General features: G+C 69.0%; 13 protein-coding genes and 1 rRNA gene (1 of these 14 cut by a window edge). 8 read left to right on the top strand and 6 right to left on the bottom strand.

What is annotated here, in order from left to right; translation table 11 throughout:
• From AC3AOF_RS13655 to AC3AOF_RS13640, 4 genes are all read left to right on the top strand, one after another.
• The gene (locus tag AC3AOF_RS13655; protein ID WP_488348808.1) at positions 1 to 1032 is read left to right on the top strand and encodes an ABC transporter permease; all 1032 of its coding nucleotides are present in this window, start codon (positions 1 to 3) and stop codon (positions 1030 to 1032) included.
• A gap of 27 nt (positions 1033 to 1059) precedes the next feature.
• A complete protein-coding gene (locus AC3AOF_RS13650; RefSeq protein WP_488348807.1) occupies positions 1060 to 1926 on the top strand; it encodes an ABC transporter permease in 867 nt (288 codons plus the stop codon).
• Positions 1926 to 3584: a nickel ABC transporter ATP-binding protein NikE gene (nikE, locus tag AC3AOF_RS13645; protein ID WP_488348806.1), complete on the top strand. Its 1659-nt coding sequence runs from the start codon at positions 1926 to 1928 to the stop codon at positions 3582 to 3584. The genes AC3AOF_RS13650 and nikE overlap by 1 nt, the downstream gene beginning before the upstream one ends.
• Positions 3585 to 3917: 333 nt before the next feature.
• Positions 3918 to 4844, top strand: a complete 927-nt coding sequence (locus tag AC3AOF_RS13640; protein WP_488348805.1) for an N-carbamoyl-D-amino-acid hydrolase — start codon at positions 3918 to 3920, stop codon at positions 4842 to 4844.
• A gap of 235 nt (positions 4845 to 5079) precedes the next feature.
• On the opposite strand, the gene AC3AOF_RS13635 is transcribed toward AC3AOF_RS13640, so the two are convergent.
• The 3 genes from AC3AOF_RS13635 to AC3AOF_RS13625 all read right to left on the bottom strand — a co-directional run bounded on the left by AC3AOF_RS13635 (position 5080) and on the right by AC3AOF_RS13625 (position 8015).
• Positions 5080 to 5325 carry a DUF2783 domain-containing protein gene (locus AC3AOF_RS13635; RefSeq protein WP_236990279.1) on the bottom strand — a complete coding sequence of 82 codons (246 nt, stop codon included), beginning with the start codon at positions 5323 to 5325 and terminating at the stop codon, positions 5080 to 5082.
• On the bottom strand, positions 5325 to 6980 hold the full coding sequence (locus AC3AOF_RS13630) for an FAD-dependent oxidoreductase (RefSeq protein WP_488348804.1): 1656 nt from the start codon (positions 6978 to 6980) through the stop codon (positions 5325 to 5327). The genes AC3AOF_RS13635 and AC3AOF_RS13630 overlap by 1 nt, the downstream gene beginning before the upstream one ends.
• A gap of 81 nt (positions 6981 to 7061) precedes the next feature.
• Positions 7062 to 8015 carry an MBL fold metallo-hydrolase gene (locus AC3AOF_RS13625; RefSeq protein ID WP_488348803.1) on the bottom strand — a complete coding sequence of 318 codons (954 nt, stop codon included), beginning with the start codon at positions 8013 to 8015 and terminating at the stop codon, positions 7062 to 7064.
• A 178-nt stretch (positions 8016 to 8193) separates the two neighbouring features.
• Between AC3AOF_RS13625 and AC3AOF_RS13620 the strand changes: the two genes are divergently transcribed.
• Positions 8194 to 8646, top strand: coding sequence for a MarR family winged helix-turn-helix transcriptional regulator (locus tag AC3AOF_RS13620; RefSeq protein ID WP_236990276.1), 453 nt, complete (start codon positions 8194 to 8196; stop codon positions 8644 to 8646).
• A 273-nt stretch (positions 8647 to 8919) separates the two neighbouring features.
• Here AC3AOF_RS13620 and AC3AOF_RS13615 read toward each other — a convergent pair whose 3' ends face one another.
• Positions 8920 to 9078 (bottom strand): hypothetical protein, encoded by a 159-nt coding sequence (locus AC3AOF_RS13615; RefSeq protein ID WP_236990275.1) that lies wholly within the window; start codon positions 9076 to 9078, stop codon positions 8920 to 8922.
• 333 nt (positions 9079 to 9411) lie between these two features.
• Between AC3AOF_RS13615 and AC3AOF_RS13610 the strand changes: the two genes are divergently transcribed.
• Positions 9412 to 10530, top strand: coding sequence for a catalase family protein (locus tag AC3AOF_RS13610; protein ID WP_488348802.1), 1119 nt, complete (start codon positions 9412 to 9414; stop codon positions 10528 to 10530).
• 11 nt (positions 10531 to 10541) lie between these two features.
• Positions 10542 to 10940 (top strand): MAPEG family protein, encoded by a 399-nt coding sequence (locus AC3AOF_RS13605; protein ID WP_236990273.1) that lies wholly within the window; start codon positions 10542 to 10544, stop codon positions 10938 to 10940.
• A gap of 433 nt (positions 10941 to 11373) precedes the next feature.
• On the opposite strand, the gene AC3AOF_RS13600 is transcribed toward AC3AOF_RS13605, so the two are convergent.
• Together AC3AOF_RS13600 and AC3AOF_RS13595 are read right to left on the bottom strand one after the other, a co-directional pair.
• Positions 11374 to 12597, bottom strand: a complete 1224-nt coding sequence (locus AC3AOF_RS13600; RefSeq protein WP_488348801.1) for a lytic murein transglycosylase — start codon at positions 12595 to 12597, stop codon at positions 11374 to 11376.
• 92 nt (positions 12598 to 12689) lie between these two features.
• The gene (locus AC3AOF_RS13595) at positions 12690 to 14453 is read right to left on the bottom strand and encodes a methanol/ethanol family PQQ-dependent dehydrogenase (RefSeq protein ID WP_488348800.1); all 1764 of its coding nucleotides are present in this window, start codon (positions 14451 to 14453) and stop codon (positions 12690 to 12692) included.
• A 586-nt stretch (positions 14454 to 15039) separates the two neighbouring features.
• Here AC3AOF_RS13595 and AC3AOF_RS13590 point away from each other — a divergent pair.
• A 16S ribosomal RNA gene (locus AC3AOF_RS13590) occupies positions 15040 to 16359 on the top strand; it runs 164 nt beyond the window's last position.

Raw genomic sequence — 16359 nt, 5'->3', positions numbered from 1 at the left:
ATGGCCTCCGCCAGCGGCATCGCCCGGCGCACCGGGCGGCGCTTCCTGTCCTCGCTGCCGGCGCTTCTCGGCGTCCTGGTCTTCACCTTCCTGCTGATGCGGGTGCTGCCCGGCGACCCGGCGGTGTTCTTCGCCTCCGGGCCCAATGCCGGCAAGGCGGAGATCGAGGAGATCCGCCGCCAGATGGGTCTCGACAAGCCGGTGCCCGAGCAGCTCGTGCGCTATCTCGGCGACGTGGCGCAGGGCCAGCTCGGCCGCTCGATGACCACCGGCCAGCCGGTGCTGACGGATCTGCGCCAGCGCCTGCCGGCCTCCCTCGAACTCACCGTCTCGGCGCTCGCCATCGCGCTCCTCCTGGCGATCCCGCTCGGGATCGCGGCGGCGCTCCGGCCGGGCTCGGCGGTGGACCATGCCGTGCGCTTCCTGTGCGCGCTCGGGGTCTGCGTGCCGACCTTCGTGTCCGGGCTGCTCCTGATCTACGTGTTCTACTACCTCCTCGGCGTCGCGCCCGACCCGACCGGCCGCATCGACGTGTTCGCCGCGAGCCCGCCGGACATCACCGGCTTCCTGCTGATCGATTTTCTGCTCGTCGGCGACTGGGAGGGCTGGCGCGCCGCGGCCGGGCAGCTGGTGCTGCCGGCACTGACCATGGCGCTGTTCGTGCTGGCGCCGCTCGCCCGCATCACCCGGGCGGCGATGCTCGGCGTGCTCGGCAGCGACTTCATCCGCACCGCCCGGTCGCTCGGCCTGCCGCGGCGGCGGGTGATCGTCACCTACGCCTTGCGCAACGCGATCCTGCCGGTGCTGACCATCGCGGGCATCGTGTTCTCCACCATGCTCGGGGCCAACGTGCTGGTCGAAAAAGTGTTTTCCTGGCCGGGGGTCGCCTCCTACGCGCTCGACGCGCTGCTCGCCTCGGATTACGCGCCGGTCCAGGGCTTCGTGCTCTTGATGGCGAGCCTGTTCGTCGTCGTGAACCTCACGGTCGACGTGCTCTACGGCCTCGCCGACCCGCGCGTCTCGATCGAGTAGGCCGATGCGAGTCACCCGATGAATGCCGTGTCCCCCACCCTCGCGCCTCCGCCCAGCGCCCTGCGGCATGCCGGCTACGTGCTGCGCGAGAATCCCCTGACCGCGGTCGCGGCGGCAGGTGCGTCGCTGCTCTGCCTCGTCGCGCTCTTCGCCCCCTGGCTCACTCCCTACGATCCGGTCGCCTCCGACGTCTCGGTCGCGCTCCAGCCGCCGAGCGCGGCGCATTGGGCCGGCACCGACCAGCTCGGCCGCGATGTGCTCAGCCGCATCATCGCGGCGACGCGGCTCGATCTCGCCATCGCGCTCTCGGCGGTCGGGCTGTCCTCCGCGCTCGGCGCGGTGATCGGCGGGATGAGCGGCTATGCCGGCGGGCGGCTCGACCGGGTGGTCGGGCGCCTCGTCGACGTGCTGATGGCCTTCCCGCTCTTCGTCCTGGCGATGGCTTTGGTCGCGGCCCTCGGCAACCGGGTCGAGAACATCGTCATCGCCACCGCCATCATCAACCTGCCGTTCTACATCCGCTTCGCCCGGGCCGAGGTGAACGTGCGGCGCGATGCCGGCTACGTCGAGGCGGCGCGGGCCGGCGGCGAGGGCCATCTCGCGGTCGTCCTGCGCTTCCTGCTGCCGAACGTGCTCCCCGCCATGGCGGTGCAGATCTCGCTCAATCTCGGCTGGGCGATCCTCAACGCGGCGGGCCTGTCCTTCATCGGGCTGGGCGTGCGCCCGCCGACGCCGGAATGGGGCATCCTGGTCGCGGAAGGCGCGCGCTTCATCACCACCGGCAAATGGTGGCTCGTCGCCTTCCCGGGCCTCGCCCTGATGCTGGCGGTGCTCTGCTTCAACCTGCTCGGCGACGGCCTGCGGGACATCCTCGATCCCCGGATGCGGACCTGATGCAGCCCCCCCTTCTCTCGATCGAGGACCTGAAGGTCACCTTCGCGACCCGACGCGGCCCGGTCGAGGCGTTGCGCGGCGTCTCTCTCGCGGTCGCAGCCGGCGAAAGCCTCGGCCTCGTCGGCGAATCCGGCTCGGGCAAGTCCGTCACCGCCTTCGCGGCGGCGCGCCTGCTCGACCGCGCCGGCCGGATCGTCGGGGGCCAAGTGCGCTTCCGCGGCCAGGACGTGACCCGGCTCTCGGCCGCGGACCTGCGGGCGGCGCACGGCCAGGCCATCGGCATGATCTTCCAGAACCCGCGGGCGGCGCTGAACCCGATCCGCCCGATCGGCCGCCAGCTCGCCGACGTGCTGGTGGTGGGCGGGCTCTCGACAAGTCAGGCGCGGGAGCGAGCACTGGAGAGCCTGGAGGCGGTGCGCATCCGCGACGCGGCTAAGCGCCTCGACGCCTACCCGCACGAGCTTTCCGGCGGTATGTGCCAGCGGGTGATGATCGCGCTCGCGCTTGCCTGCCGCCCGGCGCTCCTGATCGCCGACGAGCCGACCACCGGCCTCGACGTGACGACCCAGAAGACCGTGATGGACCTCGTCGCCCGGCTGACCGCCGAGCGCGGCATGGCGATGATCCTGATCACCCACGATCTCGGCCTCGCCGCGCAGTATTGCAGCCGCATCGCCGTGATGGAGCAGGGCCGTCTCGTCGAGGAGGGCGAGCCGGGCGCCCTGTTCTCCGCGCCCCGCCACCCCTACACCAAGCGCCTCGTCGCCGCCTCGCCGACCCCGACCTCGACGCTCTCCGACCTCGTGCCGGAGGGCCCTCGCCCGCCAGCCCTGCCGCGCCAGGCGCCCGCCCCCGGCACCCCGCCGCTCCTCGAGGTGCAGGGGCTCGGAAAGGTCTTCGGCGGTGCCATGGCGGTGGAGGACGTGTCGTTCTCGCTCCGTGAGGGCGAGAGCCTCGGCCTCGTCGGCGAATCGGGATCGGGCAAGAGCACCACGTCGCGGATGATCTGCCGGCTGCTCGATGCCAGTGCCGGACGCATCCTGTTCGACGGCGAATCGATCGGCACGATTCCCGCCCGCGACTTCCACCGCTCGGCCCATCGGCGCGCGATCCAGATCGTGTTCCAGGACCCGACCGACAGCCTCAACCCGCGCTTCTCCGCCTTCGACTGCATCGCCCATCCGGTGAAGCGCCTGACCCCTCTCCGCGGCGAGGCGTTGCGCCTTCGGGTGATCGAGAGCGCCGAGCGGGCGGGCCTGCCCGCCGCCCTCCTCGACCGCTTGCCCCACCAGCTCTCCGGCGGCCAGAAGGCCCGCATCGGCATCGCCCGGGCGATCGCCGTGAAGCCGCGGCTCCTCGTCCTCGACGAGCCGACGGCGGCCCTCGACGTCTCGGTCCAGGCGGGGGTCTTGCGCCTCCTCGACGACCTGCGCCGGCAGGACGGCCTCGCCTTCCTGTTCGTGAGCCACGACCTCAACGTGGTGCGGATGATGTGCGAGCGCACCCTGGTGCTCCAGGGCGGGCGGGTGATCGAGGAGGGCGCCAGCCGCGACCTCTTTCGGGCGCCGCGCACCGCCTATACGCGGGAGTTGCTGGCGGCGATCCCGCATTTCCGGCCAGGGCCGACACGGGGGCTCACGGCGGAGCCGGCGGCGTGACGTCGACGCAGCGGAGACGCAGCCATCCCACCCTCCACCGCATCCTGAGGTGTCAGTCGATTGAAGATCGGCCGACCTCGAAGGAGGGCTCAAGAAGTCTCGCGATCCCTGGAGCCCTCCTTCGAGATCAGTCCATCATCAGATGGACTGATACGGCTTCCGGAAGCCGTATCACCCGCCCGCGCGACGCCTGAGCGAAGCCGCTTTCCGCATCGCGAAGCGATCAATCCGGAAACCGTATGACACCCCAGGATGAGGTGGAGTTTCGGATACACGTCTGTCGCAATCCACGGTTCGAAAAATTCAATCACTTGGCTCAGTAGGATTTTCTCCATGCGCGTGATCCGCACCGCCGCCGCCCAGCTCGGGCCGGTCCAGAAAGCCGAGGATCGGGACAGCGTCGTCGCCCGGATGATCGCGCTGATGGACGAGGCGAAGCGCCAGGATGCCGACCTGATCGTCTATCCGGAACTGGCGCTCACCACCTTCTTCCCGCGCTGGTACCACGAGGACCGTTCGGAAGCGGATCACTGGTTCGAGCGCGAGATGCCGGGACCGGCCACCGCCCCGCTCTTCGACCGGGCCCGCGAGCACGGCATGGCGATGTCGTTCGGCTATGCCGAGCTGACCCCCGAGGGCCGGCACTTCAACACCTCGATCCTGGTCGACCGCGACGGCACCATCGTCGGCAGGTACCGCAAGGTCCACCTGCCCGGCCACGACGAGTTCGACCCCGAGCGCAGCCACCAGCACCTCGAGAAGCGCTACTTCGAGCCCGGCGATCTCGGCTTCCCGGTCTGGCGGATGCTCGGCGGCATCCTCGGCATGTGCATCTGCAACGACCGGCGCTGGCCCGAGACCTACCGGGTGATGGGGCTGCAGGGCGTCGAGATGATCGTCCTCGGCTTCAACACCCCGTCGGTCAACGCGCAGCGCGGCACCGAGGGCGTGGAGGAGCGGCTCTTTCACCACCGTCTCTCCGTTCAGGCCGGTGCCTACCAGAACGCGACCTGGGTGGTGGCGGTGGCCAAGGCCGGAGCGGAAGACGGCCATCACCTCACCGGCGGCACGCTGATCTGCGATCCCAACGGGAAGATCGTGGCCGAACTGCCCGGCGAGGCCGACGGGGTCATCGTCGTGCCTTGCGACCTCGACGAGACCCGGTTCGGCAAGGAGACGATCTTCGACTTCGCCCGCCACCGCCGCATCGAGCATTACGGCCGCATCACCGCCCAGACCGGCGCGGTGCCACCCGCGTGATGTCGGAACCGGTTCGATCGAATCCTATGGATTTCGGACCAGCCGCGTCACGCCAGGCTCCGCTGCGCGGCCCTGGACTGATACCAATGGCCCGAGATGCTGATGCATCGGGCCATTGGTCCATCTCGAATTTTCGATTTCAAGCCAGAGGCTTGGCGAAAATTCGAGAGCGGAACCAAAGGTCGTTTCCAACGACCGTTGGTATGACACTGGGGCACGAAGACTGTCGATCGGGTCAAACGGGCTCTCGACCGCTCGCCGAACCCGAACCCGCGATCGCCTCTTTCTGCAACGTCCGCCGCGCCAGCGCGACCGCCTCCCGGATCACGTCGAGGTCACCGACCTCATTCGCCAGGATCAGGACGAGGCGTGTGGTGAGCGCCGCGCTCTCGGCCTCGTCGAGGTCGCGATGGGCGCGGACCAGGATCTCGTAGACGTCGTCGGCCCGGCCGCGGAAGCCGTCATCCGGCCGGAGCGCCATCACGCGGCCTCCCGGATCGTCGCAGCGGAGCGGCCGGCAGCCCGGGCGAGGGCCTGCGCGACGGCCACCGGATCGGGAGTTGCGAAACGCGCCGCCACGTGGGCATCGGGTCGGATCAGGTAGGCGGTGCCGGGCGCGGCGGCGTAGCGGGCGGCGGCCAGGCCGTCCGGGTCGTGGACGGTCTCGGCGCTCGACACGGCAAGGGGCGTGCGACTCACCACGACGAGGCGCAGGTCGAGCCCGGCTAGAGGCGCCAGATCCGGCACATCCTCTCCGGCGAAGAGCAGGAGCGTGAACGGGCCGCCGAGCCGGTCGAGCAGCCAGGCGGGCCGGCCCTCCACATCGATGATCGGCGCATCGGGACAGGCGGTGCCGGGCTCGGGACCGCCGGGAAACGGCCCGGCATCGGGCGTCTGCAACGACAGGCCGGCGAGGCTGCAGGGCCGCGAGAGGCGTCCGGCATTGAGGAGGGCGCGGGCGAAGGGCACCTCGGCGGCCAGTGCCAGCACGCCGTCGCGGAGCGTGCGTTCCGCGCCCGTGCGCGGGGTCATGAAGGCGGTGGTGCGGCTCGAATGCAGGATGTTCTCGTCGGCGGCCCGACCGCGCTCCTCGTCGTAGGTGGCGATCAGCGACTCCGGCGCCCGGCCGGACAGCACCAGGGCGAGCTTCCAGCCCAGGTTGTCGGCATCCTGCACGCCGCCATTGCCGCCGCGCGCCCCGAACGGGCTCACCACGTGGGCGCTGTCGCCGGCGAAGATCACCCTTCCGTGGACGAAGCGCTCCAGCCGCGCGCAGCGAAAGCTGTAGACCGAGCACCATTCGAGGGTAACGGGCGTGTCCGCGCCGACCACCGCCCGCACCCGCGGCATCACCCGGTCGGGTTGCCGCTCCAATTCGGGATCGGCGTCGGGTCCGAGCTGGAAGTCGAGGCGGAAGACGTCGTCGGGCTGGCGGTGCATGAGCGCGCTCTGGCCGGCATGGAAGGTCGGCTCGAACCAGAACAGGCGCTCGGTCGGGAAGCCGGCCTGCATCCGCACATCGGCGATCAGGAAGCGCTCCTCGAAGCACTGGCCCGGGAAGGGCAGGCCCATCCGGGTGCGGGTGGGCGACCGGGCGCCGTCCGCGGCGATCACCCAGGCGGCGTCGACGGCGTAGGCACCGTGCGGAGACTCGACGGTCAGGCATACGCCGTCGTCGGCCTGCGCGAGGTCGGTGACCGTGCTCTTCCAGCGCAAGTCGATCAGTTCCGGGAAGTCGCCGGCCCGGTCCACCAGGAACTCTTCGACGTAGTATTGCTGCAGGTTGACGAAGGCCGGGCGCCGGTGCCCACCCTCCGGCAGGAGGTCGAAGCGGTACAGCTCCCGCGCGCCGTGGAAGACGCGGCCGGTGTTCCAGGTCACGCCCGTATCGACCATGCGGCTCCCGACGCCGAGCCGGTCCCAGACCTCCAGGGTGCGCTTGGCCCAGCAGATCGCCCGGCTGCCGGTCGCGACGGTGTCGTCGTCGTCGAGCACGACGACCGGCACGCCGCGGCTCGCGAGGTCGATGGCGCAGGTGAGGCCGACCGGCCCGGCGCCGATCACCACGACCGGCCGGTGCAGGCCGCGACCAGCGAGTTCCGGTGCCGGTGCCGAGGCGTAGCGGGGTGGGCTCATCGGCGGCCTCTCGGGGTTTCCTCGTTTCGGACGCGCCCGGTTGGTCCGGGCGTCGCGCTCTCGTTCGGGTCCGGCGGAAGGTCAGCCCTCCAGCGCCCGCCACATCTCGATGTCGCGCTCGGCGGTCCAGATCCGCGGCGTGTCGATGCCCTTGGCCTCGTCATAGGCGCGGCTGACGTCGAACGGCATGCAATGCTCGAAGATGACCCAGTGCCCGTATCGGGGCCGCATCTCGCTCATCGCCCGATCGTAGACGGCCTTGAGGTCGTGGCCGGCCGCCACGCCCTCACGGGCGATGGCGTAGAGGTCGCGCAGGAAGGCGCGGGTGCCCTCCAGGCCCTCGCGGATCCGGTCGGGCGTCGTCAGCGCCTCGCCGCGGCCCGGCACCAGGGCGACGGGCCCGAGGGCCTCCAGCCGATCGAGGGTGGCGGGCCAGTCCTGGAAATGCGCGTCGCCGCAATACGGCGTGGCGCCGTACTCGACGAGGTCGCCGGAGAAGAGAACCTTCTCACGCGGCAGCCACGCGATGGTGTCGCCGGCGGTGTGGCCGCGCCCGGCATGGACGATCCGCACCTCGCGCGCGCCGAGCCACAGGGTCATCTCGCCGTGGAAGGTGAGCGTCGGCCAGGTCAGGCCCGGGATCTCCTCGCGCCCGCGGAAGAGCCGCGGGAAGCGCTGGATCTCCGAGTCCATGTCCTGTTGCCCGCGTTCGACGATCATCGCCCGGGCGACGTCGCTGGCGATGACGTTGACCCGGTCCGGATAGCCGGCGACGCCGAGCACCCGGACGGCGTGGTAATGGGTGAGCAGGATGTGCCGGATCGGCTTGTCGGTGACCTCCCGGACTTTGCCCACCAAGTCGCCGGCCATGCGCGGCGTGGCGCGGGCATCGATCACCAGCACCGAATCGTCGCCGACCACGATGCCGGAATTCGGATCGCCCTCGGCGGTCAGCGCGTAGACGCCCGGCGCCAACTCCGAAAAGGTCTCCTGCTTCTCGGCGAGGTCGCCCTGGCTGGCGAAGCCCTTGCTCATGCGGTTGCCTCCCTTGGCAATGATCTTGCCTTGACAATGATCTTGGCTGTCATCTTGCCGGTGCCGGTCGAGCGCGGCATCGTGCGGCGCATCCCCGGGAATGCGCGGTGCTTGTTGCACTTGCAACTTGATGTAAGATGTTGCGATCGCAACCGTCAAGGGGCCGCGCCTCGCACCGATGGACCGCCTGAACCTGCTCAGCTTCTCGCCGTTCCGGCTCAACCGGCTCGCCACCGAGTTCAGCCAGGCGCTCGCCGCCGATTATGCGCGGTTCGGCATCGATATTCCGGAATGGCGGGTGCTCGCGACGCTGGGGCAGCATGACGGGCCGCGCAGCGCGGCCTATGTCGTGCGCTGCACCCGCACGCACAAGTCCCGGATCAGCCGGGCGGTGAGCCACCTGATCGAACTCGGCCTCGTCGAGCGCCAGGAGAGCGGCGACGACCGGCGCGAGATCATGCTGCAGCTCACGGTGCAGGGACGGGCGACCTATGCCGAACTGGTGCCGATCCTGCTCGCCCGGGAGGCCCAACTCCTGTCGGGCTTCAGCGAGGTGCAGAGGCGGGATTTCGAGCGGCTGCTGGGGGTGCTGGAAGCATCGCTCGGGATGGTGGGATGCCAAGAGGAGTGAGGAGCTTGGAGGAGTGAGGAGCTTGCCGCAGAGCACGGCACGTCCACCCCATTCACGACCTCATCCTGAGGTGCGAACGGAATCAGCGTCGAAGGAGGGCTCCAGAGGGCACCGAGACGTCTGAAGCTCTCCAGGTCTTCGATATTGCCGCATTTTCTACGACGAACCGGCATCCACTTCGCCGGAAAATACTCTCATGCCTCAGGATGAGGCTGCGTGAGGGATGACAATAACCAAAACAATAGAACAGGCGCTCGGATCGGCCGAGCCGCCTCAACCCCCGACGACGGCGAGTACCGGCGCGTCCGCCCGCGCCACGTAGGCCGTCAGGATCACGAAGACGAGGACCGTGAGCGCATTCCACGCCAGGTAGAGGCTACGGTCGACCAGGGTGCGGGCGACCAGAGTGCGGGTCTTGGCGGCGGCGGGCATGGTCAGGGCTCCTCGGTGAGGGGCGAGCGGCGCCCGCTTGCGTGGTGTCGCGGAGGCGCGGGCGGCCGTGCGATCCGGTCGCGCCTCGGACACATTCAAGCCCGCCTGCGCTCGACCGTCAATGAACGCGCCTCCCAAAGTACCGATCGACCCGAGAAGAAATTGCTGCGACGGCGCGTGGCGGGGGAACGATCATCCCCGCCCGTCGCCTGCGAGCCGGCGTACCGCCGTGAGGTGGCGCGACGCACGCCGGAACACCGGCGGAGCGGCGCCGTTGACGCTGACGCAGCGACGCGCCCCCGCGTCCTCAAGACGAGCAAGGTCACTCCCCGAATGCAGGCGCCGATCCGCTTCGATCCTTCCCTCGAGAGCGTGCAGCCCGACGAAGAGGAGGTGCAGGCGGAGATGATCCGGGTCTTCGAAACGATCCAGCAGACGACGCTGAAGGATTACGGCCACGCGGTGCGCGGGGTCCACGCCAAGAGCCACGGCCTGCTCACCGGCCGTCTCACCGTGCTGCCGGACCTCCCCGTGCCGCTGGCGCAGGGAATGTTCGCAACGCCCGGCACGTATGACGCGGTGCTGCGGCTTTCGACCAATCCCGGCGACATCCTGGACGACAGCGTGTCGACGCCCCGCGGCCTCGCCCTGAAGGTGATCGGCGTCCCCGGCGAGCGCCTGCCCGGGGCGGAGGGCGACACGCAGGACTTCGTGATGGCGAACGCCCCCGCCTTCACGGCACCGGACGCCAAGGCGTTCCTCAAGAGCCTGAAACCGCTCGCCGCCACCACCGACACGCCGCAGGTTTTCAAGAAGGTGCTTTCCGCAGCGCTCCGCGGCGTCGAGACCGCCCTCGAGGCGGTGGGCGCCAGGAGCGCAACGCTGATCGGCCTCGGCGGCCATCCCGAGACGCATATCCTCGGCGAGACCTTCTACAGCCAGGCCGCCCTGCGCTGGGGCGACTACGTCGCGAAGGTCGCCCTCGCCCCGGCCTCGCCGGCACTCACCGCGCTGACCGGCGCGTCGCTCGACATCGATGGCAAGCCGAACGGCCTGCGCGAGGCGGTCGCAGACTTCTTCTCGGGCCATGAGGGCGTGTGGGAGCTGCGCGTCCAGCTTCTCACCGACCGCGCGACGATGCCGGTCGAGGACGCTTCACAGCCCTGGCCGGAAGATCGGAGCCCCTACCGTCCGGTCGCCCGGATCACCGTTGCGCCGCAGGAGAGCTGGAGCGACGCGAAGGTCCGCGACCTCGACGACGGCCTCGCCTTCAGCCCGTGGCACGGCATCGCGGCGCACCGGCCCCTCGGCTCGGTGATGCGGGCGCGCCGCGCCGTCTATCCGCGCTCGGCCGGATTCCGGGCCAGGCACAACGGCTGCCCGATCCAAGAGCCCTCGATCCAAGAGCCCTCGATCCAAGAGCCCTCGATCCACGGCCCGATCCGCGCTTGAAGGACGTTCTCATGATCTTCCCCTCCCTCACCGCCGCCTACGGAGCCGTGCTGGCGCTGCTCTTCGCCGGGCTCTCCGGCTGGGTGATGGCCCGGCGCCTCTCCGCCAACGTGCTGCACGGCGACGGCGGCGACGCCGTGCTGCTGCACCGCGCCCGCTCGCAAGCAAATTTCGCCGAATACGTGCCGTTCATCCTGATCCTCGTCGGCCTGCTCGAGGCGCATGGGGCGAGCCGGGCCCTGGTCCACGGCCTGCTCCTCGCGCTCCTGGTCGGCCGGGTGCTGCATCCGTTCGGCATGACGGCGCCGGCGAATTCGCCTCGGCAATTCGCCTGCCGGGGCGGCGGCATCCTGGCGACCTTCGCGGTGCTGATCGTGACGGCGCTGGCGCTGCTGCTGCGGCTCGCCTGACCGCACCCGGTCGGCCGCGACGCGGTCGTCGGCACCCTCAGGCGCCGGGGATCACCGGCGCCGGCCCCCCGCCCGATGCGCCGGCGGGCACCTCCACGGCGTCCCGACGACCCGGCTGCCTCCTTGCCCCGGACCAGCGCCGTCCCCTCGCGCGTCCGGAGGCCCCGCCGGATCGGTGCGGCGCTACAGGCTTCCACCGTCACGGCACCGCCCTCGGAGACGACCCTTCCGCGGCACAGGACCGAATCAGGGCAGCCGGTCACGATCCGGCCGGCATAGGGGGTGAAGCCGGTGCGGTCGTCGACCATGTCGTCCGAGAGGGTGACGCACTTGTCGGGGTCCGAGAGGCAGAGATCGGCATCCATCCCGAACGCCACCGGGTCCTTCCCCGTCAGGCTGTGGACGGCCCCCCGGATCGGGCGCCCGCGGGGGATCAACCACCGGCTCGCAAGCGGTCGAGCAGTGCGGAATCGGCGTAACCGTCCGGTACCAGCCCGACGCTCGCCTGATACGCCCGGATCGCCGCGCGGCTTCGCGGACCGATGCGCCCGTCGACGCCGCCGACCGGATGTCCCTGCGCCTCGAGGGCGGCCTGGACTTCCCGCCGCTCGTCGGCCCCGAGCGGCCGGTCGCCCCGGGGCCAAGCCTGCACGAATCCCTGCACGGAGCCCGGCTCCCCGCGCAGCCGGTCGGCGAGATGCGCCACAGCCAGAGCGTAGGAGAAAGCGGCGTTGTAGCCGAGAAGCGCCTGGAAGTTCGGGCGCAGCAGGAAGGCCGGCCCGCGGGCGCCAGCGGGCAGCACCAGGCGGGCCGTGTCGGCGTCGGCCCCGATCGTCCGGCCGGCGGGCGTGACGCCGAAGCCGCGCCATTCCGCCAGCGTCCGAACGGTCGTCTCGTCGGCGAGGCGATAATCGAAGCCCGCCGGCAGCACGACCTCGCCGCCCCAGCCCTCGCCGGGGCGCCAGCCTAAGCTGCGCAGGTCATGCGCCGTCGAGGCGAGGGCGTCCGGCGCCGAGGTCCAGATGTCGGCGCGTCCGTCGCCGTCGAAATCCACGGCGTGGCGCAGATAGGTCGTCGGCATGAACTGGGTGTGGCCCATCGCGCCGGCCCAGGAGCCGGTCAGGTGCTCCGGCGTCGTGCGACCGAGATCGAGGATGCGCAGGGCCGCAACCAGTTCCTCGGTCCAGAGCGCGACCCGCTTGTCCCTGGAGCAGGCCAGGGTGGCGAGGGAGCGCAGGACCGGCCGCACCTTGCGGGGATCGGTCAGGACGCTGCCATAGCCCGATTCGATGCCCCAGATCGCCACGAGCACGTGCCGGTCGACGCCATGGGCCGCCTCGATCGCCGGCAGGCTCCCCTCCGCGGCGAGCTTCACCCGGCCGTCGGCCACCGCCTCGTCGCTCACCGCGGAATCGAGATAGGCCCAGACCGGCTTCTCGAACTCCGCCTGCTTGTGCGTCGCCGCCAGCACCTCCGGATCGGGGGTGAGCCCGGACAATTGCGCTTCGGCCAGGGCCGGCGTCACCCCCTGCTCCTTCGCCCGGGCGACGAGGTCGAGGAGGCAGGCGGCCATCGCCGGATCATTCGCTGCCGGCGGGGTCTGCGCCCATGCGACCGGCGCCGCGAGCAACCACAGGAGCACGATCGGCACCCGCATCGAAGAGCCTCCGTGATGGCGATTCGGGAAGGGAAGCGGCCAAGCCGGGACCTTGTCATGCGAAGTCCGGACGATCCCGTCCGGAAATGGTATCATCGCTCCGGCAGGGCGAACACCGTGAGCTGCCCGCCCGCGGCGGTGTAATGCGACAAAGCCGCATAGCCGCCGACCGCACCCGAGCCTTCGGCCGGATCGGTCAGCCCGGCCGCGAGTCCGATTCCGGCCCAGCCGCCGATGCCGGACAGAACCGCCACGTATTGGCGCCCACCATGCATATAGGTCGTGACGTTGCCGACGATCCCGGACGGTGTCTTGAAACGATAGAGTTCCTTCCCCGTCACGGCATCGACCGCCTTCAGGTAGCCTTCGAGGGTGCCGTAGAACACCACGCCGCCCGCGGTGGCGAGTGCCCCCGACCAGACCGAGAACGACTCCGGGATCGACCATGTGATCCGGCCCGAACGGTTGTCCCACGCGATGAAGGCGCCGGTCCGGTCGGTGCCCGGCGGCGGATGCAGCGTCAGCGTCGCGCCGACATAGGGCTGACCCGGCGTATAGGTTACGTGGAACGGCTCGTAATCCATGCACATGTGGTTGGTCGGCACGTAGAACAGGCCGGTCACGGGCGAGTAGGCGGCAGGCTGCTGGTTCTTGGCGCCGAGGGCCCCGGGGCAGATGCCGGACACGGTCTCGTCCTCTCCGGTCGTGCCCGGCGCGTAACGCTCGTCCACCACCGGGCGGCCGTAAGTCGGGGAGGCGCGGTCGAGTTCGATCCGCTTGGCCCAGTTCACGCTCGGATCGAATTTTTCGGCCACCAGCAACTCGCCGGTCACCCGGTCGAGGGTGTAGCCGAAGCCATTGCGGTCGAAATGGGTCAGCAGACGGCGCTTGCGGCCGTCGATCTCCTGCTCGGTCAGGATCATCTCGTTGACGCCGTCATAATCCCATTGGTCGTGGGGCGTCATCTGGTAGACCCAGCGGGCCATCCCCGTATCCGCGTCGCGGGCGACGATCGCCATCGCCCAGCGGTTGTCGCCCGGGCGCTGGACCGGATTCCAGGTCGAGGGATTGCCGGTGCCGTAATAGACGAGATTCAGCTCCGGATCGTAGGAGAACCAGCCCCAGGCGCATCCACCGCCGGTCTTCCACTGCTCGCCGTCCCAGCTCTTCAGCGAGGAATCCTGTCCGATCGGCCGGCCGAGCTCCGTGGTCTTGTCGGGATCGACGAGCATCTCGGCATCCGGCCCGGTGGCGAAGGCGCGCCACAGGCGCCGCCCCGTCGCCTGGTCGTAGGCGGTGACGTGGCAGCGCGCCCCGTACTCGCCGCCCGACAGGCCGACGATCAGCCTATCTTGCACCGGCAGCACCGCCGCGGTGTTGGTCTCGCCCCTCGCCGGATCGCCGTTCCGCGCCGACCACAGCACCCGCCCCGTCTCGGCATCGAGCGCGACGACGCTCGTATCGGCGAGTTGCAGGAAGACCCGGCCATCCTTGTAGGCGAGCCCGCGATGGACCGTGTCGCAGCACATCACCGCGACTACCGCGGAATCCTGCCGCGGCGCGTAGCGCCACAGGACCTTGCCATCCTGATCGAGGTCGAGGGCATAGACGGTGTTCGGGAACGGCGTGTGCACATACATGATGTGGCCGACCACGAGCGGCGCTCCCTCGTGCCCGCGCAGCACACCGGTCGAGAAGGTCCAAGCCACCTTGAGCCGGCCGACGGTCTCCGGCGTGATCTGGTCGAGCGTCGAATAGCGCGTGTTGGCATAATCGACGGTCGGCAGCGCCACGTCCTCTGCCGCGAGAGCCGGGCCGAGGCCGAGCAGCAGAGCCGCCAGCACCATTGTCCTCATGCGTGTCCCCTCCCCGGCCGCCCCGGTATCGCACCGCCCGTCATAAGCGGACGCGGCGCGACGGGCCATGCGTCCCGGACGGGCCGCGCGGAGGACGACCGGGGCGTCGGTCGCTCGCGGGATGGCCGATGCCCCCCCCTGTCGAAAGCGGGCATCCAGGTCTCTTCGAGGTAACCGCCAGTTTGGGCAACCTCCCGCCCGCCCCGTGGCCGCGGCCGCGATCCTCGGATAGGGCTGTGTTGACAGGCGAGCCGGCTACCCTTAGACAGCCGCTCACCGACGGGGCGCCGACGAACTGGCCGCCGCGAAGGACTTCCCCAGAGACGGTGAAGCAAAGGCCAGGGAAACCCGGCTCGGCTTTCTGTTCTCCAGGGTACAAGGTCTGGCTCCCGGCCCGACCCGCTCTTTGACAAGTGCATACGAGAAAGAGAAGCGTGGACGGCGTCGTCCCTGCGGATCCTGCCTTCGGGTGGGATCACGAGTAGGATGATGCTGGTCTTAACGTTTCGGTGCTCACACGATCAGGCGGAAACGCCGATCGGTCGTGAGCCTCCGTTTATGTTGTGATCAGCTATGATCAGCTCTTCAACTTGAGAGTTTGATCCTGGCTCAGAGCGAACGCTGGCGGCAGGCTTAACACATGCAAGTCGAGCGGGCCCTTCGGGGTCAGCGGCAGACGGGTGAGTAACGCGTGGGAACGTGCCCTTCGGTTCGGAATAACTCAGGGAAACTTGAGCTAATACCGGATACGCCCTTTTGGGGAAAGGCTTGACTGCCGAAGGATCGGCCCGCGTCTGATTAGCTTGTTGGTGAGGTTACGGCTCACCAAGGCGACGATCAGTAGCTGGTCTGAGAGGATGATCAGCCACACTGGGACTGAGACACGGCCCAGACTCCTACGGGAGGCAGCAGTGGGGAATATTGGACAATGGGGGCAACCCTGATCCAGCCATGCCGCGTGAGTGATGACGGCCTTAGGGTTGTAAAGCTCTTTTCTCCGGGACGATAATGACGGTACCGGAGGAATAAGCCCCGGCTAACTTCGTGCCAGCAGCCGCGGTAATACGAAGGGGGCTAGCGTTGCTCGGAATCACTGGGCGTAAAGGGCGCGTAGGCGGCTGATTTAGTCGAGGGTGAAAGCCCGTGGCTCAACCACGGAATGGCCTTCGATACTGGTTGGCTTGAGACCGGAAGAGGACAGCGGAACTGCGAGTGTAGAGGTGAAATTCGTAGATATTCGCAAGAACACCAGTGGCGAAGGCGGCTGTCTGGTCCGGTTCTGACGCTGAGGCGCGAAAGCGTGGGGAGCAAACAGGATTAGATACCCTGGTAGTCCACGCTGTAAACGATGAATGCTAGCCGTTGGTCTGCATGCAGGTCAGTGGCGCCGCTAACGCATTAAGCATTCCGCCTGGGGAGTACGGTCGCAAGATTAAAACTCAAAGGAATTGACGGGGGCCCGCACAAGCGGTGGAGCATGTGGTTTAATTCGACGCAACGCGCAGAACCTTACCATCCCTTGACATGGCATGCGATGTGGAGAGATCCACAGTCCTCTTCGGAGGCGTGCACACAGGTGCTGCATGGCTGTCGTCAGCTCGTGTCGTGAGATGTTGGGTTAAGTCCCGCAACGAGCGCAACCCACGTCCCTAGTTGCCATCATTCGGTTGGGCACTCTGGGGAGACTGCCGGTGATAAGCCGCGAGGAAGGTGTGGATGACGTCAAGTCCTCATGGCCCTTACGGGATGGGCTACACACGTGCTACAATGGCGGTGACAATGGGCAGCGAAGGGGCGACCTGGAGCGAATCCCCAAAAGCCGTCTCAGTTCGGATTGCACTCTGCAACTCGGGTGCATGAAGGCGGAATCGCTAGTAATCGTGGATCAGCACGCCACGGTGAATAC

The sequence above is a fragment of the Methylobacterium sp. 142-1Y genome (assembly GCF_057747795.1).
The sequence above is the reverse complement of the archived record's forward strand: the minus strand, read 5'-3'. Positions and strand labels throughout refer to the sequence as shown.

Bases quoted from the DNA above. Each gene is read 5' to 3' on its own strand.
- nikE (WP_488348806.1), top strand. From the start codon at position 1,926: ATGCAGCCCCCCCTTCTCTCGATCGAGGACCTGAAGGTCACCTTCGCG.
- AC3AOF_RS13635 (WP_236990279.1), bottom strand. From the start codon at position 5,325: ATGGCGCTCCGGCCGGATGACGGCTTCCGCGGCCGGGCCGACGACGTC.
- AC3AOF_RS13655 (WP_488348808.1), top strand. From the start codon at position 1: ATGGCCTCCGCCAGCGGCATCGCCCGGCGCACCGGGCGGCGCTTCCTG.
- AC3AOF_RS13625 (WP_488348803.1), bottom strand. From the start codon at position 8,015: ATGAGCAAGGGCTTCGCCAGCCAGGGCGACCTCGCCGAGAAGCAGGAG.
- AC3AOF_RS13640 (WP_488348805.1), top strand. From the start codon at position 3,918: ATGCGCGTGATCCGCACCGCCGCCGCCCAGCTCGGGCCGGTCCAGAAA.
- AC3AOF_RS13595 (WP_488348800.1), bottom strand. From the start codon at position 14,453: ATGAGGACAATGGTGCTGGCGGCTCTGCTGCTCGGCCTCGGCCCGGCT.
- AC3AOF_RS13600 (WP_488348801.1), bottom strand. From the start codon at position 12,597: ATGCGGGTGCCGATCGTGCTCCTGTGGTTGCTCGCGGCGCCGGTCGCA.
- AC3AOF_RS13610 (WP_488348802.1), top strand. From the start codon at position 9,412: ATGCAGGCGCCGATCCGCTTCGATCCTTCCCTCGAGAGCGTGCAGCCC.
- AC3AOF_RS13605 (WP_236990273.1), top strand. From the start codon at position 10,542: ATGATCTTCCCCTCCCTCACCGCCGCCTACGGAGCCGTGCTGGCGCTG.
- AC3AOF_RS13620 (WP_236990276.1), top strand. From the start codon at position 8,194: ATGGACCGCCTGAACCTGCTCAGCTTCTCGCCGTTCCGGCTCAACCGG.
- AC3AOF_RS13615 (WP_236990275.1), bottom strand. From the start codon at position 9,078: ATGCCCGCCGCCGCCAAGACCCGCACTCTGGTCGCCCGCACCCTGGTC.
- AC3AOF_RS13630 (WP_488348804.1), bottom strand. From the start codon at position 6,980: ATGAGCCCACCCCGCTACGCCTCGGCACCGGCACCGGAACTCGCTGGT.